The organism is Pseudomonas sp. TMW 2.1634, from assembly GCF_001703595.1.
GTDB classification, from domain to species: Bacteria; Pseudomonadota; Gammaproteobacteria; order Pseudomonadales; family Pseudomonadaceae; genus Aquipseudomonas; species Aquipseudomonas fragi.
Map to the genome: position 1 here is coordinate 1062865 of NZ_CP016849.1, position 26672 is coordinate 1089536.

General features: G+C 55.5%; 26 protein-coding genes. 15 read left to right on the forward strand and 11 right to left on the reverse strand.

Features of this window, described 5'->3' with window-relative positions; translation table 11 throughout:
• Positions 1-44: 44 nt before the first annotated feature.
• The 9 genes from BFC21_RS05085 (at position 45) to BFC21_RS05125 (ending at position 7459) form a co-directional block, all read left to right on the forward strand.
• The gene (locus BFC21_RS05085; protein WP_120265761.1) at positions 45-1166 is read left to right on the forward strand and encodes a cell wall metabolism sensor histidine kinase WalK; all 1122 of its coding nucleotides are present in this window, start codon (positions 45-47) and stop codon (positions 1164-1166) included.
• 448 nt (positions 1167-1614) lie between these two features.
• Positions 1615-2220, forward strand: a complete 606-nt coding sequence (locus BFC21_RS05090) for a paraquat-inducible protein A (protein ID WP_070413550.1) — start codon at positions 1615-1617, stop codon at positions 2218-2220.
• The gene (locus BFC21_RS05095; protein WP_054895808.1) at positions 2217-2837 is read left to right on the forward strand and encodes a paraquat-inducible protein A; all 621 of its coding nucleotides are present in this window, start codon (positions 2217-2219) and stop codon (positions 2835-2837) included. The genes BFC21_RS05090 and BFC21_RS05095 overlap by 4 nt, the downstream gene beginning before the upstream one ends.
• Positions 2830-4521 carry an intermembrane transport protein PqiB gene (locus tag BFC21_RS05100; RefSeq protein ID WP_070413650.1) on the forward strand — a complete coding sequence of 564 codons (1692 nt, stop codon included), beginning with the start codon at positions 2830-2832 and terminating at the stop codon, positions 4519-4521. Before BFC21_RS05095 ends, BFC21_RS05100 begins: the two co-directional genes overlap by 8 nt.
• A complete protein-coding gene (locus tag BFC21_RS05105; RefSeq protein WP_070413551.1) occupies positions 4518-5153 on the forward strand; it encodes a membrane integrity-associated transporter subunit PqiC in 636 nt (211 codons plus the stop codon). The genes BFC21_RS05100 and BFC21_RS05105 overlap by 4 nt, the downstream gene beginning before the upstream one ends.
• A 26-nt stretch (positions 5154-5179) precedes the next feature.
• Positions 5180-5527 carry a multidrug efflux SMR transporter gene (locus BFC21_RS05110; protein ID WP_070413552.1) on the forward strand — a complete coding sequence of 116 codons (348 nt, stop codon included), beginning with the start codon at positions 5180-5182 and terminating at the stop codon, positions 5525-5527.
• Positions 5524-5853 (forward strand): multidrug efflux SMR transporter, encoded by a 330-nt coding sequence (locus BFC21_RS05115; protein ID WP_054895806.1) that lies wholly within the window; start codon positions 5524-5526, stop codon positions 5851-5853. Before BFC21_RS05110 ends, BFC21_RS05115 begins: the two co-directional genes overlap by 4 nt.
• A gap of 151 nt (positions 5854-6004) precedes the next feature.
• On the forward strand, positions 6005-6517 hold the full coding sequence (locus BFC21_RS05120) for an acyloxyacyl hydrolase (RefSeq protein WP_078466820.1): 513 nt from the start codon (positions 6005-6007) through the stop codon (positions 6515-6517).
• Positions 6518-6769: 252 nt separating this feature from the next.
• Positions 6770-7459 (forward strand): DUF3313 family protein, encoded by a 690-nt coding sequence (locus BFC21_RS05125; protein WP_256670882.1) that lies wholly within the window; start codon positions 6770-6772, stop codon positions 7457-7459.
• 215 nt (positions 7460-7674) lie between these two features.
• Here the strand turns inward: BFC21_RS05125 and BFC21_RS05130 are convergent, their stop codons facing one another.
• Positions 7675-8388 carry a FadR/GntR family transcriptional regulator gene (locus BFC21_RS05130; RefSeq protein ID WP_054895804.1) on the reverse strand — a complete coding sequence of 238 codons (714 nt, stop codon included), beginning with the start codon at positions 8386-8388 and terminating at the stop codon, positions 7675-7677.
• Between the two features lie 629 nt (positions 8389-9017).
• Here BFC21_RS05130 and BFC21_RS05135 point away from each other — a divergent pair.
• Together BFC21_RS05135 and BFC21_RS05140 are read left to right on the forward strand one after the other, a co-directional pair.
• Positions 9018-9992 carry a cyclase family protein gene (locus BFC21_RS05135; RefSeq protein WP_054895803.1) on the forward strand — a complete coding sequence of 325 codons (975 nt, stop codon included), beginning with the start codon at positions 9018-9020 and terminating at the stop codon, positions 9990-9992.
• 371 nt (positions 9993-10363) lie between these two features.
• A complete protein-coding gene (locus tag BFC21_RS05140; protein ID WP_078468119.1) occupies positions 10364-11140 on the forward strand; it encodes an acyl-CoA thioesterase II in 777 nt (258 codons plus the stop codon).
• On the opposite strand, the gene BFC21_RS05145 is transcribed toward BFC21_RS05140, so the two are convergent.
• The 10 genes from BFC21_RS05145 to BFC21_RS05190 all read right to left on the reverse strand — a co-directional run bounded on the left by BFC21_RS05145 (position 11137) and on the right by BFC21_RS05190 (position 21939).
• Positions 11137-11925: an IclR family transcriptional regulator gene (locus BFC21_RS05145; protein ID WP_078468118.1), complete on the reverse strand. Its 789-nt coding sequence runs from the start codon at positions 11923-11925 to the stop codon at positions 11137-11139. The two genes, BFC21_RS05140 and BFC21_RS05145, sit on opposite strands and share 4 nt — an antisense overlap.
• A 110-nt stretch (positions 11926-12035) precedes the next feature.
• Positions 12036-12641: a sarcosine oxidase subunit gamma gene (locus BFC21_RS05150; protein ID WP_070413555.1), complete on the reverse strand. Its 606-nt coding sequence runs from the start codon at positions 12639-12641 to the stop codon at positions 12036-12038.
• Position 12642: 1 nt separating this feature from the next.
• Positions 12643-15540: a 2Fe-2S iron-sulfur cluster-binding protein gene (locus tag BFC21_RS05155; protein WP_070413556.1), complete on the reverse strand. Its 2898-nt coding sequence runs from the start codon at positions 15538-15540 to the stop codon at positions 12643-12645.
• Positions 15537-15839, reverse strand: a complete 303-nt coding sequence (locus tag BFC21_RS05160) for a sarcosine oxidase subunit delta (RefSeq protein WP_070413557.1) — start codon at positions 15837-15839, stop codon at positions 15537-15539. Before BFC21_RS05160 ends, BFC21_RS05155 begins: the two co-directional genes overlap by 4 nt.
• Before the next feature lie 24 nt (positions 15840-15863).
• Complete coding sequence (locus BFC21_RS05165; protein WP_070413558.1) at positions 15864-17105, reverse strand: FAD-dependent oxidoreductase; 1242 nt, start codon at positions 17103-17105, stop codon at positions 15864-15866.
• Positions 17087-18007: a bifunctional methylenetetrahydrofolate dehydrogenase/methenyltetrahydrofolate cyclohydrolase FolD gene (folD, locus tag BFC21_RS05170; protein WP_070413559.1), complete on the reverse strand. Its 921-nt coding sequence runs from the start codon at positions 18005-18007 to the stop codon at positions 17087-17089. The genes BFC21_RS05165 and folD overlap by 19 nt, the downstream gene beginning before the upstream one ends.
• On the reverse strand, positions 18004-18870 hold the full coding sequence (gene purU / locus BFC21_RS05175; protein ID WP_070413560.1) for a formyltetrahydrofolate deformylase: 867 nt from the start codon (positions 18868-18870) through the stop codon (positions 18004-18006). The genes folD and purU overlap by 4 nt, the downstream gene beginning before the upstream one ends.
• 248 nt (positions 18871-19118) lie before the next feature.
• Positions 19119-19925 carry a hypothetical protein gene (locus BFC21_RS05180; RefSeq protein WP_070413561.1) on the reverse strand — a complete coding sequence of 269 codons (807 nt, stop codon included), beginning with the start codon at positions 19923-19925 and terminating at the stop codon, positions 19119-19121.
• Positions 19922-21226 (reverse strand): AAA family ATPase, encoded by a 1305-nt coding sequence (locus BFC21_RS05185; protein ID WP_070413562.1) that lies wholly within the window; start codon positions 21224-21226, stop codon positions 19922-19924. The genes BFC21_RS05180 and BFC21_RS05185 overlap by 4 nt, the downstream gene beginning before the upstream one ends.
• Positions 21227-21333: 107 nt before the next feature.
• Positions 21334-21939, reverse strand: coding sequence for a helix-turn-helix domain-containing protein (locus tag BFC21_RS05190; protein WP_054895793.1), 606 nt, complete (start codon positions 21937-21939; stop codon positions 21334-21336).
• Positions 21940-22214: 275 nt separating this feature from the next.
• Between BFC21_RS05190 and glnT the strand changes: the two genes are divergently transcribed.
• The 4 genes from glnT to BFC21_RS05210 all read left to right on the forward strand — a co-directional run bounded on the left by glnT (position 22215) and on the right by BFC21_RS05210 (position 26573).
• Positions 22215-23549, forward strand: coding sequence for a type III glutamate--ammonia ligase (gene glnT, locus BFC21_RS05195; protein WP_078468117.1), 1335 nt, complete (start codon positions 22215-22217; stop codon positions 23547-23549).
• A 73-nt stretch (positions 23550-23622) separates the two neighbouring features.
• Positions 23623-24528: a glutamine amidotransferase family protein gene (locus BFC21_RS05200; RefSeq protein ID WP_054895791.1), complete on the forward strand. Its 906-nt coding sequence runs from the start codon at positions 23623-23625 to the stop codon at positions 24526-24528.
• A gap of 11 nt (positions 24529-24539) precedes the next feature.
• Positions 24540-25223, forward strand: a complete 684-nt coding sequence (locus tag BFC21_RS05205; RefSeq protein ID WP_054895790.1) for a protein glxC — start codon at positions 24540-24542, stop codon at positions 25221-25223.
• 15 nt (positions 25224-25238) lie between these two features.
• Positions 25239-26573: an FMN-binding glutamate synthase family protein gene (locus BFC21_RS05210; protein ID WP_054895789.1), complete on the forward strand. Its 1335-nt coding sequence runs from the start codon at positions 25239-25241 to the stop codon at positions 26571-26573.
• Positions 26574-26672: the final 99 nt, after the last annotated feature.

Genomic DNA, 26672 nt, shown 5'->3' on the forward strand with positions numbered 1-26672 from the left:
CGCGTAAACATCGCTCTACACTCTGGTATTGGGTCTGCTTGCGGATGAGTGCACTCGCGCTTGGTGTCATCCTCAGTATTGCCTTTGGTATGTGGCTGCGATTTGCAATTTGGGATTACAACACGACCCAGCAAATTCCTGCGTCGGTGAGACCGGAACTCGAAGAGCTTCGCGCAGATCCGCATCATAATGAGGCTCGCTTATGGGAGCTATTCCAGCGTTATTACGATGTACGTGACTTCCTCCCCGGTATCGCGAGCCGTGATTGGCTGTGGCTAGCCTCATTTGTCATGATTTCAATTCCCGTTGTTATTTTGGGCGGATTACTGGCCTCTCGCCCGCTATCTCGGCAGTTTTCGGATGTGGCCCGTGCCGCTCGAAAGGTGGCGCAGGGCGATTTTTCGGTGCGTGCGCTGAGCGTCCCTGGCGCCCCCGCTGAAATCATAAAGCTGGCGAAAGACTTCAATAGAATGACTGCCAAGCTCGAGCAATATGAGCGTGAGATTCGGGTATCCAGTGCTGTACTTGCCCATGAGTTAAGAACACCCCTTAATGCGGCGGCTGGGCGTGTGCAAGGGATGTTGGATGAGGTCTTCCCCAGTGATCCGCAACAGTTGATGCTGGTCAAGGGCCAACTTGATCAGTTGAATCGGCTGGTGGGTGACCTGCATCTATTATCTTTGGCCCGGGCGGGCCAGTTAGCGATGGAGAAAAGTCTGTTTTCGGTGAACGCATTGGTGTCGGAGCGACTTGAGTGGGCCGCACCTCAGCTTGCTGTGGCTAATGTTGTCATCCAGATCGAGGTTGGGCCTGAGTTAATGTTGCTGGCTGACAGAGATCGGCTTGGCCAGGTCCTTTCCATTTTGATCGATAATTTGATCCGCTACGCCGCACCGGGTAAGTCCGTAGAAATAAAGGCCAGTCAATGTGAAAGTGCGCTTCACCTGATTGTTGCCGATCGTGGACCTGGGGTGGAGGATGACCAGTTGACGCGTATATTCAACCGTTTTTGGCGAGCGGAAAGTTCTCGCGCCCGTCCTTTGGGAGGGACTGGGTTGGGCTTGTCAATTGCTTCCGCTATTTGCGACGCTCACGGCGGTTCTATCAGCGCATACAACCGTGAAGGGGGTGGGCTAGCCATTCGTATGTCAATTCCCTATGGCTGATTCAGGAGGTTGAGCATGTGGTTGACTCACTGCTCGGATCAGCGATTAATCAAGCAACAGTAGTGTGCCAATTGCAAGCTTGAGACTGCTTAACCCTCCTGCTCAGTGAGTTGAGGCTTTGACGGGTGTAAGCGCGACGTCTCGGATGCGTCCCGACAGCGTTGAAGGCGGGTAGCAGGATTCTCGGTCCTTGGCCCGCCAAACGTACTCGAAGCGGCGAAATCAGGATCCGATTAACGTCTGTGTAACATCTTGATCAAATCTTGATATTTTCCAAACCGTTTATTGAAAAACAGGGTGTAGCCTTGTTCCGAGTGCTTATTGGTGTGCCGGCGTGGTTTATGTTGGTGTGCACTTATTATTCAAGTCAGTGAGCATGTCTAAGTCCGCTTTCTGCGTTTGCGTATTAGTCGAATTGACTGCCGGAACAACGTTTAGGAACACTCTTATGCATCAGTGTGATGACTGGATTATCTGTGAGCACTGCGATTCAGTCTTCGAATCCTTGCCGCTGAAGCCAGGTCAGACATCCATTTGCACGCGTTGCGATGGTGTGCTCCAGCAAGGTTCAGCGCTGACGATTGAACAGTTGTTTGCAATCTCGATAGCCAGCGCGCTTTTGTTCGTATTTGCTAATGTTTTTCCCGTAATCGATATAAGTTTTCAGGGTGCGGGGAATCAAGCAACATTGTGGTCATCCGTATGGGCACTTGCACGAGGAGATATTACGCCAATTGCCTTCGTAGCAGGTGTATGCATCATACTAGCCCCAGGGCTGCAAATTGGTCTCTTGTGCTGGTTGCTTGGATTTGCCTACCAGGGTAGGCGTGCACCGGGGTTTATGGGGTGTATGCGGCTTTTAGTGAAGTTGAAGCCCTGGAGCATGCTGGAAGTATGTCTACTCGGTATTTTGGTCGCCATCATTAAACTAAGTGGGCTGTTAGATGTGCGCCCAGGTATGGGGCTGGTTGCATTAGTATTACTCTGCGTTGTCAGCATCATTGTCACCAGCAAAAGTATGCAGCGGCTATGGGATGAGGCAAAGGACGTATGACGATTCAACGTCCGCCAATTGCTTCAGAGTTGCAACTGGTTCTCTGTCACACCTGTAAGAAGGCAAGTTCCAGTGATGCAGTAATTTGTTCGCGCTGTGGCGCGACATTGCATAGACGCAAACCCAATAGCCTTGTTAGAACCTGGTCGCTTCTTCTGACGGGCTTGCTATTTTATCTCCCCGCCAATTTATTGCCGGTGATGCGCACCGATATTGTCGGTAATGGCCGCGAGAGTACGATCATGAGTGGTGTGCTCGAACTTTGGAAGGGCGGGGCATGGGACATCGCGGCGCTCATTTTTATAGCCAGTGTTGTAGTGCCCTGTATGAAGTTTCTGATTATGTTCCTGTTACTGATGAGCACCCAGCGACGTAGCCAATGGCGCACCTTGGAGCGCGCTCGTCTCTATCGCGTCGTAGAGCGCATTGGCTACTGGTCGATGCTTGACGTGCTGGTCGTCGCTGTGCTTGCCGCACTGGTGCAGTTTGAATTGCTGAGCAATATCGAGCCACGAATCGGGATTGTTTTTTTCGGCCTTGTCGTGGTCTTCACCATGCTGGCCTCTATGAGTTTCGATCCCCGTCTTATGTGGGATGCTGAGGTTGAAGATGTCTGATCAGTTTAATGTCAAAACTCAACGAAAGCCTGAAGCGCCGGGTGTAAAGGATCGAAGTAAGGGGGTCTCGTTGGTTTGGTTACTACCCATAGTGGCGGCATTAATTGGCTTATCAATGGCGGCTCACAGCATCCTGTCAAAGGGGCCTGAAATAAAAGTCACCTTTCTCAGTGCTGAAGGCTTGGTCGCTGGAAAAACACAGGTCAAATACAAAAACGTTGTCATCGGGCAAGTATCCGACATTACCTTGAGCGATGATCGCGACCACGCGGTGGCGACTGTCCAGTTAGAGCACGCCGCCAAGGCCTTTACAGCTCAGGATTCACGCTTTTGGGTGGTTCGCCCTCGAATCGGTGCGCAAGGTATTTCAGGCGTGGATACGCTTTTTTCGGGCGCCTTCATCGGAGCTGACCCTGGTGAGTCCCCTGAAACCAGAATCGTTTTTAAGGGTTTGGAAAGTCCACCGCCAATTACCTATGGGCAGAAAGGCAAGCGCTACACATTGAGTGCAGATGACCTTGGCTCACTGGACGTTGGTTCGCCTGTCTATTACCGTCGCATCGAAGTTGGGCAGGTCGTTTCATATCAGTTGTCTGCCGACGGTAAGGGCGTAGAAATCGAGATTTTCGTGAATGCTCCCAATGATGACTTTATCACCACAGGCACTCGTTTCTGGAACGCCAGCGGTGTGGACGTCACCTTTGGAGCGGATGGGCTGAAGGTTGATACTCAGTCAGTCGCCTCGATTGTGTCGGGCGGCATTGCGTTTATGGAACCGCCCTATGGGAATGATGCGAAGGCAGCAGACGAACGCGGCGCGTTTCCACTCTTTAAAGATCAGGCAACAGCTTTGGCACCGCCTGATGGTGAGCCGTTCTTCATTCGTATGCATTTTGATCAGTCAATGCGCGGCTTGGCGATAAATGCGCCTGTGGAGTTTCTAGGGGTAAATATCGGCAAGGTGGTGTCAACCGATTTGGACTTCAACCGTTCGACTAATAACTTTGCAGTCGTGGTCGGTGCGGTCATTTATCCCCAGCGCTTGGGCCAGGCCTATGAGCAAATACTGACGGCCTATGATGCTGGTCATGATGAAGACGGTAAGAAATCAGCCCAGTTGATATCGATCTTTGTCAAAGAGGGGCTGCGCGCTCAGGTCAAAACGGCAAATTTGCTGACGGGCCAGCTTTATGTCTCTTTTGATTTCGTCCCTCATGCTCAATCGGTACCTTTTAACCTTGCGGCCAGACCTATGGAAATGCCTACGATCCCCGGGAGTTTAGACAAGTTGCAGGATCAGGTGCAGCGTATCGTGGAAAAATTGAGCAAAATTCCAGTCGAACGCATTGCGGATAACCTCAATGCCAACTTGGTCGAGATGCGTAAGACCTTGCAGCAAGTTAACGGGCAAGTCCTGCCGCAAATGCGGGATGCTTTGGGGCAGACTCAAAAGACACTGTCGGTAGTCAATGAAAGTTTTGCTGAAGACTCTCCACAGCGCCAGCAATTTGGCCAAGTTATGGATGAGGTTCAGCGCTCCGCTCGATCAGTGCGGGTACTCAGTGATCTCTTGAGCCGACACCCCGAAGCGCTGATTCGCGGCCGAGTAAAGGAAGGTCAACCCGATGGCTTTCGTCCGAGCACGTCTGCCTCATCAGCTCAACCGGCGGAGTCTGCCAAGTGAACATACGTTTCTGTTGGTCCGTGGCGTTTCTGGCACTGGCTGCTTGCAGTTCTGCGCCCACGCGCTATTACACCTTGGTTCCTGCTACAGATTCCGTCAACGCCAACGCCGCCGTGCCATTTCAATATTCACTTACGACGGTCAATGTTCCCGTTCAGGTTGATCAGCCTCAGATCGTTGTTCGTCAAGGCGAAAGCAGTATGCAGATACTTGAAACTGAGCGCTGGGCCGCGCCCTTGGCAGATGAAGTGAGAGCGGCGTTGAGGCATGAGTTAAGGCTACAAATGGGCCGCGTCGACGGAGCAGGGCTTGCACGCGAGCCTGGCTTGCCCCATGTTTCTCTCCAGGTTGACGTACGTCGTTTTGAGTCGGTTCCAGGTCGGTACTCATTGATTGAGGCTGCTTGGAGCCTAAGACGCACCGGGACTGATGGTGCTCATCGAAGCCTGACCTGCAGCTCAGTGATGCGTCAGGACGCCGGTACTGGAATAGAGGCCTTAGTGCTGGCTCACCAACGAATAGTTAAAGAACTCGGCAGTCGTATCGTGGGTTCGGCGACACATTGGATGGCGGACTCGAATGCTGGTTGTCAAACCAATGCCTCTCTAGCAGCTCTGGCTGGGGCAAACTAATACTTAGGGAGTTAAGAGGTAACCTGATGAAAAAGTGGATTTGGCTTTTTGCAGCCATAGGGCTCGAAGTGGTGGCGACGCTCTCACTTCGAGCCGCTATGGATAACCCTCAATGGTTCGTTGTGGTCGTCTGCGGGTACGTGGGCGCCTTCGTATCGCTCTCGATGGTTCTTCGTAAGGGCATGGCTATTGGCGTGGCCTACGGTATTTGGGCTGCTTGTGGCGTTGCGCTTACAGCGGTCATGGCACACGTTATTTTCGATGATTCCCTGAGTTGGATCATGGGCCTGGGGATTGCTTGCATCATTGCCGGCGTGTGGTTGGTCGAAATGGGCGCAGGTGCGGCGCATGGGAAAGTGGAGCAAACACTATGAGTTGGTTCTATTTGATCGGCGCGATTTTGTTTGAAGTCAGCGGAACACTATCCATGCGTGCTTCGGATGGTTTTCGCCGCAAAATCTGGATTTTGCCCGTTGCGGCATCCTACTTGGTTGCCTTTTCGCTGCTTAGCTTAACCCTCGCTGAGGGGGTGAGTATTGGGGTGGCCTACGGTGTCTGGTCTGCAAGCGGCGTCGCACTGACGGCAATTGTTGCAAAGCTACTTTTCAAGGATCCACTGACCAAATTAATGGGGTTAGGGATTATCTTCATCGTCGGCGGAGTGTTGTTAATCGAACTAGGGGCGCAGCACGCCAGCTGAATGACCTGAACAGGCTGTTAGTTCTAATAATGGAGAGTGTCATGGCGCGGCATTGCTCTCCTAAGACCGATTTATAGAGTCATCCCTATTTTCTAATAGGTGGGGCTGATATAGCACTCACTCATAATGCTGGCTACGAGCAGGTATTCATATGAAAAAAATCATCTTGGGTGCGCTTGCACTCTTACCTCTATCTTTTGGTGCTCAAGCGATTGAGTTGTCTTCGGCTATTGGATCGACCAGTCAGGGTGGCTTAACTGCTCGCGCAGGCGTGGGAGTAAATTGGGATCAGTCTTGGCTGCAAAGTTCGACAGGTAAACTGACAGGGTATTGGGATTACGGTTATACCTACTGGGAATCAGGTAAAAAAGCCGGGGCACGACACTCGCTCTCTTTTGCTCCCGTTTTTGTTTATGAGTTCGGCTCTTCCAATATTAAGCCTTTTATAGAATTGGGAGTGGGGGTTTCGGTTTTTTCCGGCAGTAGTGCAGGCGACAGAGAGTTTGGATCTGCTTTCAATTTTGAAGATCGTTTAGGTGTAGGTTTGAAGATTGGCGACACGCAACGCGTGGGTGCTCGAGTGATTCATTACTCAAACGCAGGCATTAAAGAGCCGAATGATGGGATCGAATCATTTTCACTCTTTTATAGCCACGCTCTTTAGCAATAGGCCAAGGGCCAGTGGGTGTTGAGCTTACTTGTTGATGGCAGGGACGCACCTTGAGCTAATCTAGAGCTATCTTACCGGTCGCTTAATTTTGCTATTTTGTTAGATGACTTATGCATATTCAGTCGTTCAGAAAGTGCTCAAGCATAAATATGCTTAGCTTCATGATGAATGACGGTCACTGACGTCCAATTAATGATATTTGGCCCTGGCCTGGGCATTCCCATGCCTGAGAGGGACGTGAGAATTATGCTGGAATCTGGAAAGAAGCCTTTTAATAGAGTGTTTTGCGGGGTGTCATGCCCTCCTTCGAAGGCAAAGTGTCAGGTGCGGTTTGGCTTCGCGTTAGCGCTTGTGGTTGGCAGCATAAGCGGGTGTGCATCGCATACCCCAGTGAGGTCTGATCAGGCACAGTCTTATCAGGGGCTAGTGCCGAGCGGAGAAAATGTCATGTCGATCCCTCCCCAACCTGGCGACTTTGGTCGATATAGGTTTGCGATAATTGACCCGGTTCTGATCTCTCCAGCCGGGTCAGAAGAAATTTCCCCTGAGGTAGGTGCAGAAGTTCTCGGCGTGTTACAGGACAAGTTCCATAATGAAATGCAGAAACAATTCTACCTGTCAGGCGGGGAGGGGGTGGCTGATCCCATCCTTCGTGTCAAAGTACGCATTACGCGTATCACGGAAGCCTCTCCAGTGCTGAACACGCTTACCTCCCTCGCGATTGGTCCATTACTCAACGGCGCTTTGGCTGTTGAGTTGGAGGCGGTTGATGGGGTGACTGGGCAACAGAAGGCGATGCTACTGTGGGCAGACTCGGGTGGCATAAAAGAGTTTTTCGGCAATTACAGTCGAAGTTCACACGCGCTGACACTTGCTGCTAGATTTTCCGTCGAAGCAACGCAGTTTTTGTCTCCGTTTGGCAGACCCTTGCAATAAACGCATTGCCCTCTATTGGCGGCATGGGAGCGAACGGCGCAGCGGGGGAGCGGCTGTATGATGGTGGTAGTATTGATCAACTGTTGACGCCGCCCAGTAGGCGTTCGTTCCACTCCAGCCTCTATATCTGTGATCAATTATAAGCACTGGTCGTCGTTCTCCGCACAGGTGTTAAGTCACCCGATAGAGGATGGATCGAACAGAAGGCGTGAGTGTCAGTCTTCGATGTACATGTTCATTCGTTTGCCTGCATTACGCAGATGCCGCTCTGCCGCTTCGCCCGCCTTCACCGAGTCTCTAGCTTGGATCGCCAAAAAAATTGCTTGGTGTTCGTTTTGTACGTCCTGGACCAGCTCATGGTAGTTTTTGGCAGTATTGCTTCGTGCTTCGCGTATAAGACGACGGACACTATGATCCAGATACTCATTCAGCGCTTTGAAGTGGGGGTTATGTGCCGCTGCAAAGATTGCCTGGTGAAACGCATAGTCCTCCTCATCACCTAGCCGATCGTTGACAATAGCATATTCCATGCCAATCAGAGCTTGGCGAATCCTTTTGAGGTCCTCAGCGGTGTGACGCGTTGCCGCCAGACGAGTGGCAGCTACTTCGATGGTGATCAAAAACTCCAAGATGTGCAGGAGCGAGTTTTCTTCGCCCAACGAGACCTCGCTCAGCCTAAAAGCGTGCCGCTCTCCGCGCTTGGCGACAAAGGCACCTTTGCCCTGTTGCGTTGTGATCAGGTCTTCAAATTTGAGTTGCGACAGCGCTTCACGCACCACAGCTCGGCTAACGGAGAACTGTTCGCACAGTTTTCGTTCGCTCGGCAGCTGATCACCTGTGGCCAATCGACCTGAATTTATTTCCCCCGTGAGCCAATGAACGATTTCCAGCGGAAGCGGCTGTGGCGTTTGAGAGGTCGCACTTTTCATCTGTCCATCCTGTTTTTGAGCATGCGCAACAGTAATGCCGAATAGTGGCGGATTTTAGGGTGGTCTTACAAGTCCAATGCTGCATGACAAGGCCGCCTTTTCTTCGTGCAATATGCCTGGTAGGTTGCGTTCAAAGAGCTTGCTGCGACTTTTTGTAGTTGACAAGCTTGCTGGGTGTAGCTAGCTTTTCTATCTGGTAAGACATGTATCAATGATGTATGACCAGAAAGAATAAAAATATGAGGTTGCACATGGTTCTCATCCATAGCCACGCAAAAAAAGCCCCTGAAAAGCATTGGCCTTGCACCTCAGATGCCTCTCAGATGCCGCTTCATATTGATCTCAGGTTTTTCCTGCGCGCGTTCATCCCTCCCGATCCAAAGGTCAAGTGACGTGATAGGAGTGTCATTCACCGACCCACTTTTGCGCGCTCAGAAAAAAGTTCTTATTAACAGACTTTTTGGGAAATTTTCTATGGGTTGAGTGCGGTAGAACCCCACCCGCTCAGAGGCTCTCATCGGCTGCACGTTTGTCGTCATATTCGATGGAGCGTAGAAAACCAGCCATTTGTTGGCTGAACACAAGATCCATCAACGCCTCGTAGGCTATAAAAATAAAAGGTGTCCGTTATGTGTGAAAGTACTGACGTAAGTAACGTGCCAGGTGTCGCGGCACTGTTTGAAAAACTGCCAAAAAACTGGGGTCGTTGGGGGGACGATGATGAGGTGGGCGCGCTCAACTTCCTAAATCCATATGAAGTATTACGGGGCGCTGCGGCCATCAGACAGGGTAAGACGTTTACCCTGCAGGTTCCCATGGGGTCTCCCCATGGAGACCCTGTGTGGCCGGGCCGTACCGGAGCAAAACGAATGAACGTTATGGATCGAGGGATGTACGTTGCCGGGAAGGCGGACGCGCTTGCCGGAGGGCTTCAATACGCCGATGACATGATGGTTATGTATCTGCAAGGTTCCAGTCAGTACGATGCCCTCGGGCACACGTGGTATGGCGATCAGATTTATAACGGATTTGATGCTATGACGACTGTAGGAGGACTTAGCAAGGCTAGCGTCCTCCCATTAGCGGAGCGGGGTATTGTTGGCCGTGGCATTTTGATCGATATGGCCAGATTCCGCGGCAAGGAATATTTGGACCGAGGTGAAACATTCAACCATGTTGATCTCGTCGCTGCCGCGAAGGCTCAGGGGGTCGAGATCCAGAAGCATGATATTTTGCTTATCAGGACTGGGTGGATTGGTAAGTTTTATAAAGTTTCAGCGGAAGAGTTCTATGACAATTTTCTAGAGCCTGGTCTCACCTTCAGCCCAGAGCTGGTGCATTGGTTTCATGAAATGGAAATTCCTAACCTTGTAACCGACACAATCGCCAACGAAGTTACTGTTGATCCGGTGAGCGGCGTCCAGTTACCTCTGCATAATGCACTTATGCGAAATTTAGGAGTGACATTCAGCGAGATCATCGCGCTGGATGCACTCGCTGAAGACTGCGTACGTGATGGTCAATGGACTTTTCTTTATACAGCAGCACCACTAAAGGTTGTAGGCGGTAGCGGGGCTCCGGTCAACCCTATCGTGATTAAGTGAGGGCGAGGAAGTTCGTATAAGGTAATTGTATAGATAGTCTGGCGCTGGCCTGAATGGGGTCAGCGCCGACCACAAAAATATGAGCTAACGTTTATTCTAGTGCTTGACAGTTTTTGTGCTTTTCTGGAGTCCGATCGCCATAATGGCCAGCTTCCGCCGCCGTGGCTTAAACTCCGACAATAGACCTAACATACCGCTATAAGTACCGCCTGTCGCCCAGCTGTACTCCTGCTCGTTCGCGTAATCAACCGGTCACACAGCCACAGCAATCTCTCAGAGTGCTAATAGGCTTGATGATTTCGGTTCGATAGTCTTTGTAAAGTTTGAAGTTCAATCCTTCTAATTCCCAATACATCTGATCGGGGAACGCAATGAGTTCGTTAACCCATATTTTCCAGCAGTTTAAAGCAACTGAACCGTTTTCCCCACCATCAGACTGGCTTCAAGGACGAACCGTTTATGGTGGCTTGTCCGCCGCGCTTTCGTTGCATACAGCGATGCTAGAGGCTCCAGAGGAACTGCCCCCCCTGATGTCTGCCCATGTGTCATTTTTGGGTCCTTGCTCTGCATCTCAGACGTTCAGCGCGACGCACTTGTATGAGGGGAAGTCGCTGATCTCAATGGTGGCAGACACTGTGTCTGAAGATAGGCATATTCTACATATGGTCATGCAGTTTGCTCGCCCCCGGGTGAGTAAGATTATCCACGATTTTACGCGAATGCCTGATGTAGGTGGTCCGCATATCTTCCCAACTTTAGTGTTAGACCATAATGCTCCTCCTTGCGCTCAAAACTTTGAATTTCGTCCGGCAGGCGGTGCGTTACCGTTTTCAGGTGCAGCGATACCAGAGTTAATCGTCTGGGCTAGACATGTTGACGCCGAAGGCATCGACTCCACTGTTGCGCTGATTGCACTCGCTGATTGCGTGCCACCGGGTGTCAGTGCTTGTTTTGATGCGCCCGCGTTATTTAGCACTGTTTCTTGGACATTCGATTTACCAAATCCTTCGACTGTAGGTGGCTGGTTTTTGATACGTACATTTAGCCGAAAAGCCGGTAATGGTTACTCTTTGCAGAGCTTAGATGTGTGGGATGAGAGTGGAGTGCAGGTATTAACGGGACGCCAAACAGTCGCTATTTTCATCTAACCAAATGGATGGGAATAACCCAGTTCATTACTGATGCTTATACTACTTGCCAGTAGTAAAGCTCGAAATTGCTCTTTAACGTCCTCAGAGTCCATCACCGCATCTGGGCCGGAGAGATTGATCGCGGCCACGACGTGTCCGTTATGATCTCTGATCGGCGCGGCAATTGCGGTTGAGTAATCGGATCGGTGCAATACCCAGCCCCTGTCTCGGTCTTCGCTAATCAAATTTTGTAGCTCAAGCAACGTACGCGGTGCGGGTGCTGGATAATCGTCCAGCCGGACAAGCTGATATAACTGCCCTAGCTCTATTTCACTCAATGAGGTGAGGAGCATGCGGCCCATAGCCGTGCAGTGACAGGCGATGCGGGTACCTACTGGAATATTCACGGAAAGCCTTTGCGCGGCAAACGCGCGATACAGGTACAGGCTATCGGTCTGCTCGCGAATGCTCAGGTGGCAGGACAACGAGGTGCGATCACGCAGTTCGTTGAGGTGCCGCATCGCCACTTCGACGATGTCTCGACTTGCCAGGTAACTGAAGCCGTCGCTGATGACCCGCGCGCCGAGTTCGTACTGGGTGTTGTGCTTGTTCAGATAACCCATGTTGGTTAACGTGAACAGAATGCGGTAAACCGCCGAGTTGCTAACGCCCAGTCGCTCGGCGATTTCTTGGAGGCTCAGGCTGCGTGTGTGGGCGTTGAACATACCCAGTACGCTGAGACCGCGGGCGAGGGCGGGGACGCTGTAGTCGGCTTCCTTGTCAGGCACTTCAGCTATGTTCATGGATACTCCTTGATAACGACCTTTGTACTGTCTGTGGTCCCATGGTTTGCAGGCGGTGACATCATTGAAATCGCCACTGCCGGTAAAATGATTTGCTGCAAGGTTAGAGCTCACTGAAGTGTTTCTATCTCCAGCTCCTGCCCATCGAATTCGGCCATGGCATCCAGCACCGCGTCCTTGAAATATTTAATAGACGCACGGTCGAAGAGGATCTGGAATGTCGGTTGTCCTTTCGATCCCAGATTGATTACGATCACGTTGATGCGCGCCGCAGAGGTCTGCGCAACTGCGCCCGGCGGGAAGGCGGCAGGGCGCAGGTCGACGCCGCAGAGCTTGGCCATGACCTCAGCGATGCACACGCCGCTCAAGTGCAGCCAGGCGTGGCTGTCCTCCCGGGGCAGCAGATAGTTGGCGCTGTGATCCAGCTCCCAGCGCGCTTCCTCATCGGCGACGCGTTCGCCACGGTCCTGAAGACTGCCGAGGATCAGGTATTCAGTCTGTGACAGACGTGCCACATGGCTGCCATCGGCCTGAGTGACCGCCCGGTTCGGCGCATCCGGCAGGCTGAAGCCACGGGCCTGCAAGTAATCGGCGCTCTGCTGACCGCGAAAACCAACCCTCGGCATCTCGGTCAGATCGACGAGCACACATTGCTGTAGAGCGCCGAGCTGAAGCGGAGCGGGTTCGATGTAGCTTTCTGTGTTGAGGCTCGACATGTCAGAGCTCCTGGCGCTGGTTTTCAGGATCGAAGAAAGGCAGTTTTACCACGGTGGCCTGGACGATCACGCCGTCCTCGACACGAATCGGAATCTGCTGCCCTGGCTGGCTTTGATCGAACGCGGCGTAGGCCAGACCGATGATCTTGTCCAGGGATTGCGAGTACTCGCAGGACGTCACGTTGCCGCTGATGTCCGGACCGCTGAGCACCAGATGGCCTTCCAGCGGTTGCGGGCTGGCCTTGGGCAGCGTGAAACCCACCAGTTTGCGTTTCTGCGGCTGGGCTTCGAGGATATCCACCGAGCGGCGGCCGACGAAGAACGGCTTGGTACGGCTCACCGCCCAACCCATGTCGATCTCGCCCGGATGGGTCATGCCGTCGGTGTCCTGACTGATGATCACGTGGCCTTTCTCCAGACGCAGCAGACGCTGGGTTTCGACGCCGAACGGGCGGATATCGAAGGCCTTGCCGGCTTCCATCAATGCGTCCCACAGCTTCAATGCGTGACGAGCGGGAACGTGGATTTCATAGCCCAGTTCGCCGACGAAACCGACCCGCAGCAAGCGCGCCTTGATCCCCGCCACGGTGCCCTGACGCACACCCAGATAAGGAAAACCTTCAGCCGACAGATCCAGATCCTGGCAGACCTTTTCCAGCACTTTGCGTGAATCCGGTCCTGCCACGTTGACCGCCGAAATCGCCGCCGTGACGTTAGCGATGTCCACATTCAGGCGCCACTGTGCGTTCCACTTGAGCATTTGCTGATAAATGCGATCAACGCCGCTGGTGGTGGCGGTGACGTAAAAATGGTGCTCGCCGAAGCGTGCGCACACGCCATCGTCAATGACCACGCCGTGCTCGTTGGTCATCAGCGCATAACGGGAGCGACCGATCGGCTGCTTGAGGAAGGCGAAGGTGTACATGCGGTTGAGCAATTCGGCGGCGTCCGGGCCGCGCACGTCCAGACCGCCCAGGGTCGATACGTCGATGATGCCGACCTTGTTGCGCACGTGCAGCGCTTCGGCCTGCATGCAGGCCTCACGCTCGGTGGTCTTGCCGTAATAAGCCGGACGCTGCCAGATGCCGGCGGGCATCATTTTCGCGCCAGCCTCCACATGCCGTTTGTGCATTGGCGTCTGCCGGTACGGGTCAAACGCACGCCCTGCGACGTGGGCCAGTTTCTCGGCCTCAAAGGGCGGACGAGCTGTGGTGACGCCAATTTCGCTGATGCTGCGCTGGGTCGAGGCAGCAACCAGTCGCGCTGTCGGCAATGCCGAATGACGCCCTTGGGATGGGCCCATTCCTACAGTGGAGTAGCGCTTGACCAGCTGCACGTCGCGATAGCCGATTTTGGTGGCGTTGATGATGTCGCGCACTTGCAGGTCTTCATCGAAGTCGACGAAATCCTTGCCTTTGGGGTGCGGAAAGATCGGCCACGGGAAGTTGACCTGCGCTTCAGGGCGCATCGCCAGAGGCTTGGCGGCCAGTTCCAGATCAAGCGCCATGACGATATCGGCAGCGGCATGAATAGCGTCGGCCAGCACATTGTCCAGCGCGTGATAACCATGGGCCGACCCCGCAACGCTGAGGTTTTTCGGCAGGCCGCTGAGGGTGAATTCCGCCAGTTGGTCGTCGTAGGCCAACTTGCCGCCCGCCTGACACAGCAACTGATAGACCGGCATATAGCCGCCGGACATGCACAGCAGATCGCAATCGAGAACCAACCCGCTGCCGGCGACCTGACCTTGCCCGGTGATCGTGCGGATGTCGGCGCCGCTGACGTGACGCATGCCTTTTTCGTGCCGCGCCTCAAATACCGTGCTGCCGAGATGGCAGGTGATGCCGCGCTTTTCCAGCGCCAGCAGCAGGGCGCGGTCGGCGGGGTTGCTGCGCATGTCCACCAGCGCAGCCATTTCAACGCCCTGATCGTGCAGGTCCAGCGCGGCCAGATAACCGTCATCGTTGCCCGTCAGCACCACAGCGCGCTTGCCCGGCTTGACTGCGTAGAGCTTCATCAGGCGTTGCGCGGCACTGGTCAGCATCACGCCGGGCAAATCGTTGTTACGGAAAATCACCGGCTGGTCGAACGAGCCACTGGCGATCAGGCATTGCGCGGCGCGCACTTTGTACATGCGCATGCCCTGAATCACCGGCAGGTAGTTGTCAGTGAACCAGGCGTTGCAGGTGGCTTTTTTCAGCACGCGAATGTTGGCGTGGCCTTCGACGGCGCTGACCAATTCAGTGCGCACGGTCTCGGAGCGAGTGCCTTCGAGATCGAAGCGGGCGTAAGTCAGCGAGCCGCCGAGGACCGGCTGTTGCTCGATCAGCAGCACTTTGGCGCCAGCGTTGGCGGCAGTCAGTGCGGCCTGAAGACCGGCAGGGCCTGCGCCGATCACGGCCAGATCAGCGAACAGATAGGCTTTGTCGTAATACTCGGGCTGGAATTTCAGATCGAGCACACCCAGGCCGGCCTTCTTGCGAATGATCGGCTCCCAGAGTTTCCACGCGCCCTTGGGCTTGTATAACGAGCGGTAATAAAAGCCCACCGGCATGAACTTGGAGAACTTGCCGAGGTAAGCGTCCTTGTCGTTGTCCAGCGAGCCGTTGAAGTTCTGCCCGGTGACCTGAACGCCGCTTTCCAGCAAGTGACTGTCGGCCAGCACGTTGGGCTCGCTGGGCAGCTGCACCAACGTGTTGGCGTCTTGCCCGGCCATGGTCAGGGGGCCGCGTGGGCGGTGGTATTTGAACGAGCGAGACAGCAGAAAGCGGCCGTTGGCAAGCAGGGCGCTGGCGATGCTGTCGCCGGCAAAGCCCTGATACGGCTTGCCATCGAAAGTGAAATCCAGCGGCTGATTGCGGTCGATCAACAGACCCATGGGGGCGGGAAGGCGGCTCATCGGGCGGTCTCCTTGGCAGCGGCGATGAACTCGACGCGCTGGCTGAACAGCTCTTTGGGATCGAGGGTGCGCAGGATTTCGTCGCTGCCGGTGTGGCGCTCGGCCAGGAACCAATAGCTGGACGGATTGTGCATCCACCATTCGCGAACCACACCCAGAACGTCTTCGCAGTTGAACACGTAATCGGCCCACTCGGCGTCGCTGCAGGTCTGAGGATCGGGCATCTGCTTGAACTCTCCGCCGTAGGTGAATTCGCTGATATTGCGCGGCCCGTTGAGCGGGCAAGTCATGACTTTCATCTCTCTCTCCTTACTCAATGGCGGTCAGTGACTGGCCGCTGTCGCGCCCATTTCGTTGACTTGCTGGAAGGTCGAAAACCGCTCCAGACCGAACGGTCTAATCAGTTCCGGCACCTTGCCGCCGCTGGCGACCAGCTCAGCCATGGTCTTGCCGCAAATCGGCGTGGCCTTGAAACCCCACGTGCCCCAGCCAGCGTCCAGGTAGTAATTCTTCACCGGCGACAGGCCCATGATCGGGCTGTAATCCGGGGTCATGTCGGTGATCCCGGCCCACTGGCGCATCAGCTTGGCGTTGGCCAGGAACGGGAACATTTCGATGGCGTGGGCCAGCAGGCTTTCTTTCAGATCGAGTGTCGAGCGGGTGTTGAACAGCGGGTAGGGATCAGACCCGCCCCCAAACACCACTTCGCCCCGGCTGGTCTGCTGCACGTAGCAGTGCAGGGCGGACGAACTCACCAGCGGGTCGAGGAAGGGCTTGAATGGCTGGGTGACCATGGCTTGCAGCGGGAAGGTCTGGATCGGCGAGCGAATCCCGGCCTTCTTCATCAGCTGCGAGCTCATGCCTGCGACCGCCTGAACCGCGCAGCCGCACTTGATGGTGCCGCGATTGGTTTTGACCGCCGTGATGGTGCCGTTTTCGATGACCAGTTCCTGAACTTCAGTGAGCTGATGAATCTCCACGCCACGCTTGGCCGCCTGCTTGGCGTAACCCCAGGCCACGGCATCGTGCCGCGCCGTGGCGCCGTCGATGTGCCACAGGCCGGCAAGTACGGGGATGTACCCCGGATCAAGGTTGAGCGACGGCACCAGTTCGCGAATCTGCTGGCGGTCGATCATCTCGGTGCGACCGCCGAAGTGTTTGTTGACCTCTGCGCGCTGACGGAACGAACGCACAGTGGCGTCGGTGTGGGCCAGGGTCAGCTGGCCCCGGTGCGAATACATGATGTTGAAGTCAAACTCGTTGGAGAGGCCTTCGAACATGCGCACCGATTCGGCGTAGAAACGCACGCCTTCGCTGGTCAGGTAATTGGAGCGGATCACGGCGGTGTTTCGCGCCGTGTTGCCGCCACCCAGATAGCCTTTTTCCAGCACCGCGACGTTGGTGATGCCGTGGTATTTCGACAGGTAGTACGCGGTGGCCAGGCCATGGCCGCCGCCGCCGATGATCACCACGTCGTAAGAGGATTTGAGTTCTTTCGGCGCAGGCAGATCGACCTCGACCGGGTATTCCGAGCTGAGCCCGTATTTCAGGAGATTGAAAGGCATACGGCCTCCGAGGTGCTGCTGTGCAATTGGGACCGCTGCGCGTGGGCCTGCTGAACGGCAGCGGTCACGGTGTTTTTCATCAGGAAGGCGATGGTCATCGGGCCGACGCCACCCGGCACCGGGGTGATCGCCGAAACCTGGGGCAGGGCGCTGTCGAAATCGACGTCACCCACCAGGCGGCTGCGGCCATCTTCTTCAATACGGTTGATGCCGACGTCGATGACCACTGCACCTGGCTTGAGCCAGCTGGCGTCGATCATCCGTGGGCGGCCGACGGCGGCGACGACGATGTCGGCCTGACGGCACAGAGCCTTGGCGTCGACACTGCGTGAATGCACCACGGTCACCGAGCAGTGGGCCTTGAGCAGCAGGGCGGCCATGGGTTTGCCGACGATGTTCGAGCGACCGATGACCACTGCGTGCTTGCCGCTCAGGTCACCGCAGGCGTCTTCGAGCAACTGCATGCAGCCGCTGGGCGTGCAGGGCGTCAGTACATCGCGCCCCTGGCTCAGGCCGCCGACGTTTTCGCTGTGAAAACCGTCGACGTCCTTGCCCGGCGCGATGGCCTGCAGGGCACGGGTTTCTTCGACGTGTGCAGGCAGCGGCAACTGCAGGAGGATGCCGGTGACGCCGTCATCTGCGTTCAGTTCGGCGATCAGCTTGAGCAGCTGCGCCTGAGAGGTGTCGGCGCTCAGGCGGTACTCCAGCGAGCGAATCCCGGCCTCTTCAGCGCGCAGGATCTTGTTGCGCACGTAGACCTGACTGGCCGGGTCCTGACCCACCAGAATCACTGCCAGCGCAGGCTCAATGCCTTCGAGTTTCAGTTTCTGCACGTCGGCTTTGACGTGAGCGAGTACGCGGTCGGCTGCGGCTTTGCCATCGATTATTTTGGAAGTGCTCACCGGAAGATTACCGTTCTGTCCTTGTTGAGGAAAACCCGATGCTCCAGGTGGTATTTCACCGCCTTCGACAGGGCAACAGTTTCGGTGTCACGACCTGTGGCGACGAGATCATCCGGCAGGTAGACGTGATCCACGCGCTGCACTTCCTGCTCGATGATCGGGCCTTCGTCCAGGTCGCTGGTGACGTAATGGGCGGTGGCGCCGATCAGCTTGACGCCACGCTCGTAAGCCTGGTGATAAGGCTTGGCGCCTTTGAAGCCAGGGAGAAACGAGTGGTGAATGTTGATGGCTCGGCCCGACAGTTGCTTGCACAGGTCATCGGAGAGGATTTGCATGTAGCGGGCGAGGACCACCAGATCGGTGCCGGTCTCGTCGACCACTCTCATCAGCGCCGCCTCCTGCTGGGCCTTGGTGTCTTTGGTCACCGGCAGGTAGATGAAACGAATGCCTTCGCGCTCGGCCATGGGGCGCAGGTCGAGGTGGTTGGAAACGATGGCGGTGATGGTCATTTCCATCTCGCCCTTGTGGTAGCGGTAGAGCAGGTCGGTGAGGCAGTGATCAAACTTGCTCACCATCAGCAGCACACGCATGGGCTCGCGGGTGTCGTGCAGTTCCCACTGCATATCGAACGCCTTGGCCACGTCTTCGAAACCGGCCTTGAGCTGGGCGATCTCGCCGGCGTGACCGTCGTTGAAACGGAACACCGCGCGCATGAAGAATTTGCCGCTGAATTCGTCGTCGAACTGCGCCATTTCACCGATGTAGCAGCTGTTGCCCGCCAGGTAAGAGGTGACCGCCGCAACGATGCCGGAGGTCGCCGGACAGCTGATCTTGAGAATGAAATGGTTCTTTTCGTGTTGCATGGCATGTCCTCTGGAAGATGGCGGTAGTTCAGCAAACGGATAACGATCAGCGCGAAAAATTCAGGGGTGAACGGGTATTTTGCAGATGAATAAAAATTCCTATCAGGAATTAAATATTCATGAAGGCTGTTTTATAGGCGAAAGGAGACAACGCGTCCAGAGGTTTCTGGAAACTTTTTTAACTGGTGGGAAAATTTTTAAGGTCGTGGGTCACACGACCAGAGGCAGATTGCCAAGCTAGATCAAAATCACCAGGTCAAAGCTTCTGGCGCTTGAATGAACAACTGGTTGATCTCAGGACGTGCCGCATGCGACCTTTTCATCTCGGCCCATACTGCTGGATTTGCCATTGACCTCAAACCGGCAATCAGTCTGAGCAATTCAGCGTCTTCGGCGCCACCGTTGCGTTTATGGATGTACTCAAAAAGCCGTGCTCGGTATGAGCCGAACGCTACACGTCGGGCCTCAATGAGAACATCACGATTGTTCAGCGCCAAAATCTTGCATGTATAGATGGCCCTTCTCTCCGAAATGGTTCCTGGATCAGCCAACGCGACAAAATTGAACGTGTCGACAATATCCAGCCATAAGAAGTCTTGAGGGTTTTCCAATCGCGGGTTGATCAGCGCGTGTGTTCCGCCCATAGGAGGGGTGACTGGAGCACCCTTAGGTCGATTGACTGGCTGTAGCTCGCCGGTGGCTGTTACGACTGCGTACTGGCTGCCTTTTGGGCTGTTGCACGGCCCGCAGGCATATAGATAGTTCTGCCAGTCAAACACCCGTTCAGGGTAAAGGTCTTTAGGCGCGATATGCTCGACTTCGTCCGCCATCGAATCTTCGCAATAGCAGCAGCGGCGGGTGTTCGTGCACATCCTCGACAGTGCAGCTCGCACTTCTTTGAAAACCATGTTGGTTTTTTTGTTACGTGTGGAAAACTCGGATTTGGCCTTGGCAACTCGCTCCGCATACGAGGCTTGACTGTCGACAACCCTCTGGTAGTCGGCCAAGCCAGAGAGCATTTCCTGCGGAACATCCGTGTAAGGGAGCTGAATCATTCCACCTCCAGTCCCGACCGTTCGGCCACCGATGCCGCAGTGGGCATCGTTGCACGCAACGCGGCTATTCTCATGGACTCGTTTTCGCTCAATTCACCAAATGCTTGCTTGCGATTAAGCTGCGCCAACTCCAGCAACTGGGAGCGCGAGGTTTCGGAGCGGCTCACATCGACTCCAAAAAAGGAAGTGTCGTAAGCCTCAAGAATGTTGCCGAAGATCAAACGATTGAGTGTATCGCCTTGGATTTTCCCACCCGATTCATCAGTGCCTGGTGTCGGTAGGCGCCATACGGAGCCGTGTTCGGCGGCTTGACAGATGATAGGGCTGTGAGTGGTAACGATGAATTGCAGCCTAGGAAACACGCTCAAGAACCAGGGTGCTATACGTTTTTGCCAGGATGGGTGCAGGTGCGCGTCGACCTCATCTATGACTACGATACCTGGTAGGCTTATGGCGCCGGTCTGAATTTCCTGTGCTACAGCCGCCTGGCCGTAACTGATGGTCAATTGGCGAATCAGCTCAAAGGTGAGGCTGAGAATTGAGCGATAGCCATCGCTGAGGAAATCAACACTGACCTCGTTGCCGTTCCCATCGACAAAGATTATTTCCTCAGAACTGATTCTGCTGATTCGTGACCCGTGGGGTAAAAGTTCACCGTTGTTGATGAAGGCAATCAAACTGTCCAGGAACTGCGAGTCATCTCTGCTTTCGAGTTGTTTGATGTGCAGCGATTTAAGCCATTCCAAGCATTCAGTCAACGCGATGTCCTCACCAAAGGCGGTAAGGTGCGGTGCCAGGCGAGGGTTGGTGTAGAACATGCGCTCGTAATCACGATTGCCGCCGGTGAAGCGGCGAAATGGTCCGAAGGATGCGGAAAACCACCCACTGCTTCGGCCCCATAGGGTGCGTTCGAGCCCTTTCGACTTGTGCTTCCCCTCCACTAGAATTGCTCCGGTACTCAGGGCCTCATCGTTGGATTCGATCATGATCTGGCAGACCAGCTTCTTAACCGGGGCACGGCCCTGACCTGTGATCGAGTCAACTTCAGGGTTCCATGTTAGATGAGCAGTCACAATGGCTTGCTCGCTGCCTACACTCAACCAAGTGCTCCAGTCCTGACGCAATGCTCGGGCCTCAGTGGGGCCTGCCAGCGCGAGCGCCAACGATTTAACAAAGCTTGACTTACCAGCGCCGTTATCACCGAGGATAACGTGCCAACCCCAAGGTTTTTCTTCGGGTACTTGGAACACGAAGTTTTTGTGAGAGCGAATGCCGGAAATTTCGAGTTTTGTTAGGTACATGGTGCAATCCGGTTCAAGGCTAGGGGGGCATTTTGCGTCACGCTGAGAGGATGGTCCATCACCAGCCGGTACAAAACTATTCAATATCCCTATGTCGAGGCCCTTACTTACTCTCCCTGTGCGCCGTAATTCATGATCGACAATAAGCGTATTGGCACTTGCACCAGCTCTTCCGGCCCATGGGGGATGTCGCCGTCGAAGGTCAGGCTGTCGCCCGCTTCCATGTGGTACAGCTGATTGCCGTGGCGATACACCAGTTCGCCTTCCAGCAAGTGCAGAAACTCGGTGCCGGGGTGGGAGAAGGTCGGGAATTCTTCGCTGGCGTCGTCCATGGTCACCATGTAGGCCTCGAAACTCTTCTTCGGCCCGCGGGTGTGGTTGAGCAGGTGATAGGTGTGGCCTTTCTCGGTGCCGCGTCGCACCACTTCCAGCCCTTCGTCATGCTTGACCAAAAGGGCGCTGCTGCCTTGCTGGTCGTACTGACTGAACAGCTTGGACATGGGCATGCCGAGCACGTCGCACAGGCGGCTCAGGTTCTCCAGGCTGGTGGAGACCTGGGCGTTCTCGATCTTGCTCAACATGCCCTGGCTGATTCCTGCGATGCGCGCAACATCGGACAGTTTCAACTCCTGCGCTTGCCGCTGGCGCTTGATTTGAATACCCAGATATTGCTCAAGCTTCAACTTCGGTTGTTGTTCTACTGGCGTATTCATCGGCTGCGCACGGTTTCCGTTCAATAATTTTAAATTCGCACCAGGAATGTGCGATTTGATTTCTGGATGCTCTGTCTGCGACAGCATATTCCCCTAGTGAAAACGAGTTTCCCATATATAGAGGGCAAATTCCCCTTCATCAGCCTTTCTTTGTATGCATTGGCAAGTTGGCAAGAGGTTTGCATTCCTGATGAGAAAGATAGTTTCCTGATTGGAATAAAAGCCATCAGTCAACAAAACTCTCATGCGTAGTTTTTCACCAGGAGTGAATGAACATGTTGCCACCCGAAACACAGCGGCTGATCGAGGAGCACGGCATCAAGTACGTGCTGGCCCAGTTTGTCGATATCCATGGTTCGTCCAAGACCAAATCGGTGCCGATCTCGGGCCTGCAAATGGTCGCTGAAGACGGCGCAGGTTTTGCTGGTTTCGCCATTTGTGGCATGGGCATGGAGCCCCACGGGCCGGACTTTATGGCCAAGGGCGATCTGTCGTCACTGACCCCAGTGCCATGGCAGAAGGGATATGGCCGGGTAGTGTGCATCGGTCACGTCGAAGGCAAGCCATGGCCGTACGACAGTCGTTACGTGCTGCAAAAGCAGGTGGAGCGTCTGAGCGACCGTGGCTGGATCCTCAACACCGGCCTTGAACCTGAATTCAGCCTGTTCAAGCGCGACGCCGCGGGTGCCCTGCAACTGGTCGACGCTAGCGATTCGCTGGACAAACCTTGCTACGACTACAAAGGCCTGTCGCGCTCCCGTGAATTCCTCGAACGCCTGACCGAAGCGCTGCAGCCAGTGGGTTTCGACATCTACCAAATCGACCACGAAGACGCCAACGGCCAATTCGAGATCAATTACACCTACAGCGATGCCATGGAGTCGGCGGACCGCTTCACCTTCTTCCGCATGGCCGCCGGTGAAATCGCCAATGACATGGGCATGATCTGCTCGTTCATGCCTAAGCCCGACCCGAAGCGCGCCGGTAATGGCATGCACTTCCACCTGTCCATCGCCAGCGCCACCAACAAGAACCTCTTCCACGACGCCAGCGACCCGAGTGGCATGGGCCTGTCGAAGATGGCCTACCACTTCGCTGCCGGTTTGCTAGCCCATGGCCCGGCGTTGTGTGCGTTCGCCGCGCCGACGGTCAACTCCTACAAACGCCTGGTGGTCGGCAACTCGTTGTCCGGCGCGACTTGGGCACCAGCCTTTATCGCCTTTGGCTCCAACAACCGTTCGGCCATGGTCCGCGTGCCTTACGGCCGCCTCGAATTCCGCCTGCCGGATGCCGGTTGCAATCCGTATCTGGTCAGCGCCGCGATCATCGCCGCCGGCCTGGACGGCATCGATCGTCAGCTGGAAATCGATCAGGTCTGCAACGAGAACCTCTACAAACTGAGCCTCGAAGAAATCGCCGCACGCGGCATCAAGACCCTGCCGCAGTCGCTCAAAGAAGCCTGCGATGCACTGGAAGCCGACCCGCTGTTTGCCGAAGTGATGGGCAACGAAATCGTCGGTGAATTCATCAAGCTCAAGCGCATGGAGTGGGTGGAATACAGCCGGCATGTGAGTGATTGGGAAGTGAAGCGCTACACAGAGTTTTTCTAATCCCCTCGTTTTAACAAACCCGTTTCTGACGCTTGCCAATGGGTTGGGCGTCATCTGCCCAGGAGTTATGAATATGTGTGGAATCGTAGGTCTTTATCTCAAGAATCCGGCGCTGGAATCCCAGCTCGGCAAGCTCTTCGAGCCGATGCTCGAAGCCATGACCGATCGCGGTCCGGACAGCGCAGGTTTTGCCATTTATGGCGATGAAGTGGGCGATGGCTGGGTCAAGCTGACCTTGCAGGCGACCACTGAACACTACGATTTCAAGGCGCTCATCGCAGCGCTTGAAGGCAAGCTCAGTGCTTCGCTGGACTGGTTCCAGAACGCCAGCGCCATCGTCCTGAAGATCAAGGCTGAAGAAGCCTCAGTACGTGCCGCGCTGGGTGAACTGGCGCCGACCGTGCGCATCATGAGCGCTGGCAAGAGCATAGAAATCCTTAAGGGCATGGGCCTGCCGAAAGAAATTTCCGAGCGCTTCGGTCTGGGCAGCATGAAAGGCAGCCACATCATCGGTCACACCCGCATGGCCACGGAAAGCGCCGTGACCATGGAAGGCAGCCATCCGTTTTCCACCGGTGCGGACCTGTGTCTGGTGCACAACGGCTCGCTCTCCAATCACTTCCGTCTGCGTCAGGAATTGCGCCGCGAAGGGATCAATTTCGACACCGAGAACGACACCGAAGTCGCCGCCGGTTACCTGGCCTGGCGTCTGCAACAGGGCGATTCGCTGAAGACCGCACTGGACAGTTCGCTGGAAGCGCTGGATGGCTTCTTCACCTTCGCGATCGGCACGCGCAACGGTTTTGCGGTGATCCGCGACCCGATTGCCTGCAAGCCGGCGATCCTCGCCGAGACCGACGATTACGTTGCCATGGCCTCGGAATATCAGGCGCTGTCGAGCCTGCCGGGCATCGAGAAGGCCAAAGTCTGGGAACCCGTTCCCGCCACCATGTACATCTGGGAACGCGAGTCGGCCTAAGGAACGCACATATGAAAACTATCGATCTTTCTACCTCCACCGTGCGTGAGCTGAATCAGGCGCTACATGATCAAGTCAACAACGTGCAGGACCGTGAGTGGGTCGTGACCCATTCCAACGGTGCGCACAACCTGGCGGTCGGCGTTAACGAAGCGGTGTCCATCGATATTCAGGGGCACGCCGGCTACTACTGCGCCGGAATGAATCAGAAAGCCTCAGTCACCGTGCATGGCAACGTCGGCGTGGGTTGTGCCGAAAACATGATGTCGGGCTATGTACGCGTCAAAGGCAGCGCTTCGCAAGCGGCAGGCGCCACGGCCCACGGCGGTCTGCTGGTGATTGAAGGCGATGCCGGCGCCCGTTGCGGGATTTCCATGAAGGGCATCGACATCGTGGTCGGCGGAAGCATCGGCCACATGAGCTGCTTCATGGGGCAGGCCGGTCGCCTGGTGGTCTGCGGCGATGCGGGCGATGCGCTGGGCGACTCGCTGTACGAGACCCGCATCTACGTCAAAGGCAACGTCGAGTCGCTGGGCTCGGACTGCATCGCGAAAGAGATGCGCGCCGAGCACATCGAAGAGCTGCAAGAGCTGCTCAATCGCGCCGGATTCAACGAGAAGGCTTCGGATTTCAAGCGCTATGGCTCGGCCCGTCAGCTGTACAACTTCAAAGTCGATAACGCCTCCGCGTACTGATTCAGGAGCAAGAACATGAGCGAGTCCAATACTCCAAAAGCCCCACCCGTCCTGCGCGAGTCGGCCACTTTCGATCGCCTGACAATCCAGGAAATCCAGCGTGCCGCGGAAACCGGCATCTATGACATTCGCGGCGGCGGCACCAAGCGTAAGCTGCCGCATTTCGACGATCTGCTGCTGCTCGGCGCCAGCGTTTCGCGCTATCCGCTGGAAGGCTATCGCGAGAAATGCGGCACCGATGTGATCCTCGGCAACCGCTTCGCCAAGAAGCCGATTCACTTGAAGATTCCGGTGACCATCGCGGGCATGAGCTTCGGCGCGCTGTCTGCCAACGCCAAGGAAGCCCTGGGCCGTGGCGCAACCATCGCGGGCACCAGCACCACCACCGGCGACGGCGGCATGACCCCGGAAGAGCGCGGTCAGTCGCAGCATCTGGTCTATCAGTACCTGCCGTCCCGCTACGGCATGAATCCGGACGATCTGCGCAAAGCCGATGCCATCGAGATCGTGCTGGGACAGGGTGCCAAACCCGGTGGCGGCGGCATGCTGCTGGGCATGAAAGTGACTGAACGTGTGGCTGGCATGCGCACTCTGCCGATTGGCGTCGATCAGCGCTCGGCCTGTCGTCACCCGGACTGGACCGGCCCGGACGATCTGGCGATCAAGATTGCCGAGATCCGCGAAATCACCGATTGGGAAAAACCGATCTACGTGAAGATCGGCGCGAGCCGCCCCTACTACGACGTCAAGCTGGCCGTGAAAGCCGGGGCTGATGTCATCGTGCTCGACGGCATGCAGGGCGGTACGGCGGCGACTCAGGAAGTGTTCATCGAGCACGTTGGCATTCCGATTCTGCCGGCCATTCCGCAAGCAGTTCAGGCGCTGCAGGAGATGGGTATGCACCGCAAGGTGCAGTTGATTGTCTCGGGTGGCATTCGCAACGGTGCCGACGTGGCCAAAGCAATAGCATTGGGCGCTGATGCCGTGGCCATTGGTACGGCTGCGTTGATCGCCCTGGGCGACAACCATCCGCGTTTGGACGAAGAGCTGAAGAAGATCGGTTCTGCGGCGGGTTTCTATGACGACTGGCAGAACGGTCGAGACCCGGCCGGTATCACCACCCAGGATCCGGAGCTGTCCAAGCGTCTTGATCCGGTCGAGGGCGGTCGCCGATTGGCCAACTATTTGCGTGTACTGGTGCTGGAAGCGCAAACCATGGCCCGCGCCTGTGGCAAATCGCACCTGCACAACCTCGATCCCGAGGATCTGGTGGCACTGACCGTTGAGTCGGCGGCCATGGCTCGGGTGCCACTGGCAGGGACTTCGTGGATTCCGGGGCAGGGGTACTAAAAGGCGCTACGGCCCTGTAGGAGCGCGCTTGAACACGATAGTGTCGTGTCAGACAACGCATTTTTTGCAGACATACAGCCATCGCGGGCAAGCGCGCTC

Excerpts from the sequence above, each read along its gene's own strand:
- BFC21_RS05085 (WP_120265761.1), top strand. The coding sequence starts at position 45 with ATGAGTGCACTCGCGCTTGGTGTCATCCTCAGTATTGCCTTTGGTATG.
- BFC21_RS05090 (WP_070413550.1), top strand. The coding sequence starts at position 1,615 with ATGCATCAGTGTGATGACTGGATTATCTGTGAGCACTGCGATTCAGTC.
- BFC21_RS05095 (WP_054895808.1), top strand. The coding sequence starts at position 2,217 with ATGACGATTCAACGTCCGCCAATTGCTTCAGAGTTGCAACTGGTTCTC.
- BFC21_RS05100 (WP_070413650.1), top strand. The coding sequence starts at position 2,830 with ATGTCTGATCAGTTTAATGTCAAAACTCAACGAAAGCCTGAAGCGCCG.
- BFC21_RS05110 (WP_070413552.1), top strand. The coding sequence starts at position 5,180 with ATGAAAAAGTGGATTTGGCTTTTTGCAGCCATAGGGCTCGAAGTGGTG.
- BFC21_RS05115 (WP_054895806.1), top strand. The coding sequence starts at position 5,524 with ATGAGTTGGTTCTATTTGATCGGCGCGATTTTGTTTGAAGTCAGCGGA.
- BFC21_RS05120 (WP_078466820.1), top strand. The coding sequence starts at position 6,005 with ATGAAAAAAATCATCTTGGGTGCGCTTGCACTCTTACCTCTATCTTTT.
- BFC21_RS05125 (WP_256670882.1), top strand. The coding sequence starts at position 6,770 with ATGCTGGAATCTGGAAAGAAGCCTTTTAATAGAGTGTTTTGCGGGGTG.
- BFC21_RS05130 (WP_054895804.1), bottom strand. The coding sequence starts at position 8,388 with ATGAAAAGTGCGACCTCTCAAACGCCACAGCCGCTTCCGCTGGAAATC.
- BFC21_RS05135 (WP_054895803.1), top strand. The coding sequence starts at position 9,018 with ATGTGTGAAAGTACTGACGTAAGTAACGTGCCAGGTGTCGCGGCACTG.
- BFC21_RS05140 (WP_078468119.1), top strand. The coding sequence starts at position 10,364 with ATGAGTTCGTTAACCCATATTTTCCAGCAGTTTAAAGCAACTGAACCG.
- BFC21_RS05145 (WP_078468118.1), bottom strand. The coding sequence starts at position 11,925 with ATGAACATAGCTGAAGTGCCTGACAAGGAAGCCGACTACAGCGTCCCC.
- BFC21_RS05150 (WP_070413555.1), bottom strand. The coding sequence starts at position 12,641 with ATGTCGAGCCTCAACACAGAAAGCTACATCGAACCCGCTCCGCTTCAG.
- BFC21_RS05155 (WP_070413556.1), bottom strand. The coding sequence starts at position 15,540 with ATGAGCCGCCTTCCCGCCCCCATGGGTCTGTTGATCGACCGCAATCAG.
- BFC21_RS05160 (WP_070413557.1), bottom strand. The coding sequence starts at position 15,839 with ATGAAAGTCATGACTTGCCCGCTCAACGGGCCGCGCAATATCAGCGAA.
- BFC21_RS05165 (WP_070413558.1), bottom strand. The coding sequence starts at position 17,105 with ATGCCTTTCAATCTCCTGAAATACGGGCTCAGCTCGGAATACCCGGTC.
- purU (WP_070413560.1), bottom strand. The coding sequence starts at position 18,870 with ATGCAACACGAAAAGAACCATTTCATTCTCAAGATCAGCTGTCCGGCG.
- BFC21_RS05180 (WP_070413561.1), bottom strand. The coding sequence starts at position 19,925 with ATGATTCAGCTCCCTTACACGGATGTTCCGCAGGAAATGCTCTCTGGC.
- BFC21_RS05185 (WP_070413562.1), bottom strand. The coding sequence starts at position 21,226 with ATGTACCTAACAAAACTCGAAATTTCCGGCATTCGCTCTCACAAAAAC.
- BFC21_RS05190 (WP_054895793.1), bottom strand. The coding sequence starts at position 21,939 with ATGAATACGCCAGTAGAACAACAACCGAAGTTGAAGCTTGAGCAATAT.
- glnT (WP_078468117.1), top strand. The coding sequence starts at position 22,215 with ATGTTGCCACCCGAAACACAGCGGCTGATCGAGGAGCACGGCATCAAG.
- BFC21_RS05200 (WP_054895791.1), top strand. The coding sequence starts at position 23,623 with ATGTGTGGAATCGTAGGTCTTTATCTCAAGAATCCGGCGCTGGAATCC.
- BFC21_RS05205 (WP_054895790.1), top strand. The coding sequence starts at position 24,540 with ATGAAAACTATCGATCTTTCTACCTCCACCGTGCGTGAGCTGAATCAG.
- BFC21_RS05210 (WP_054895789.1), top strand. The coding sequence starts at position 25,239 with ATGAGCGAGTCCAATACTCCAAAAGCCCCACCCGTCCTGCGCGAGTCG.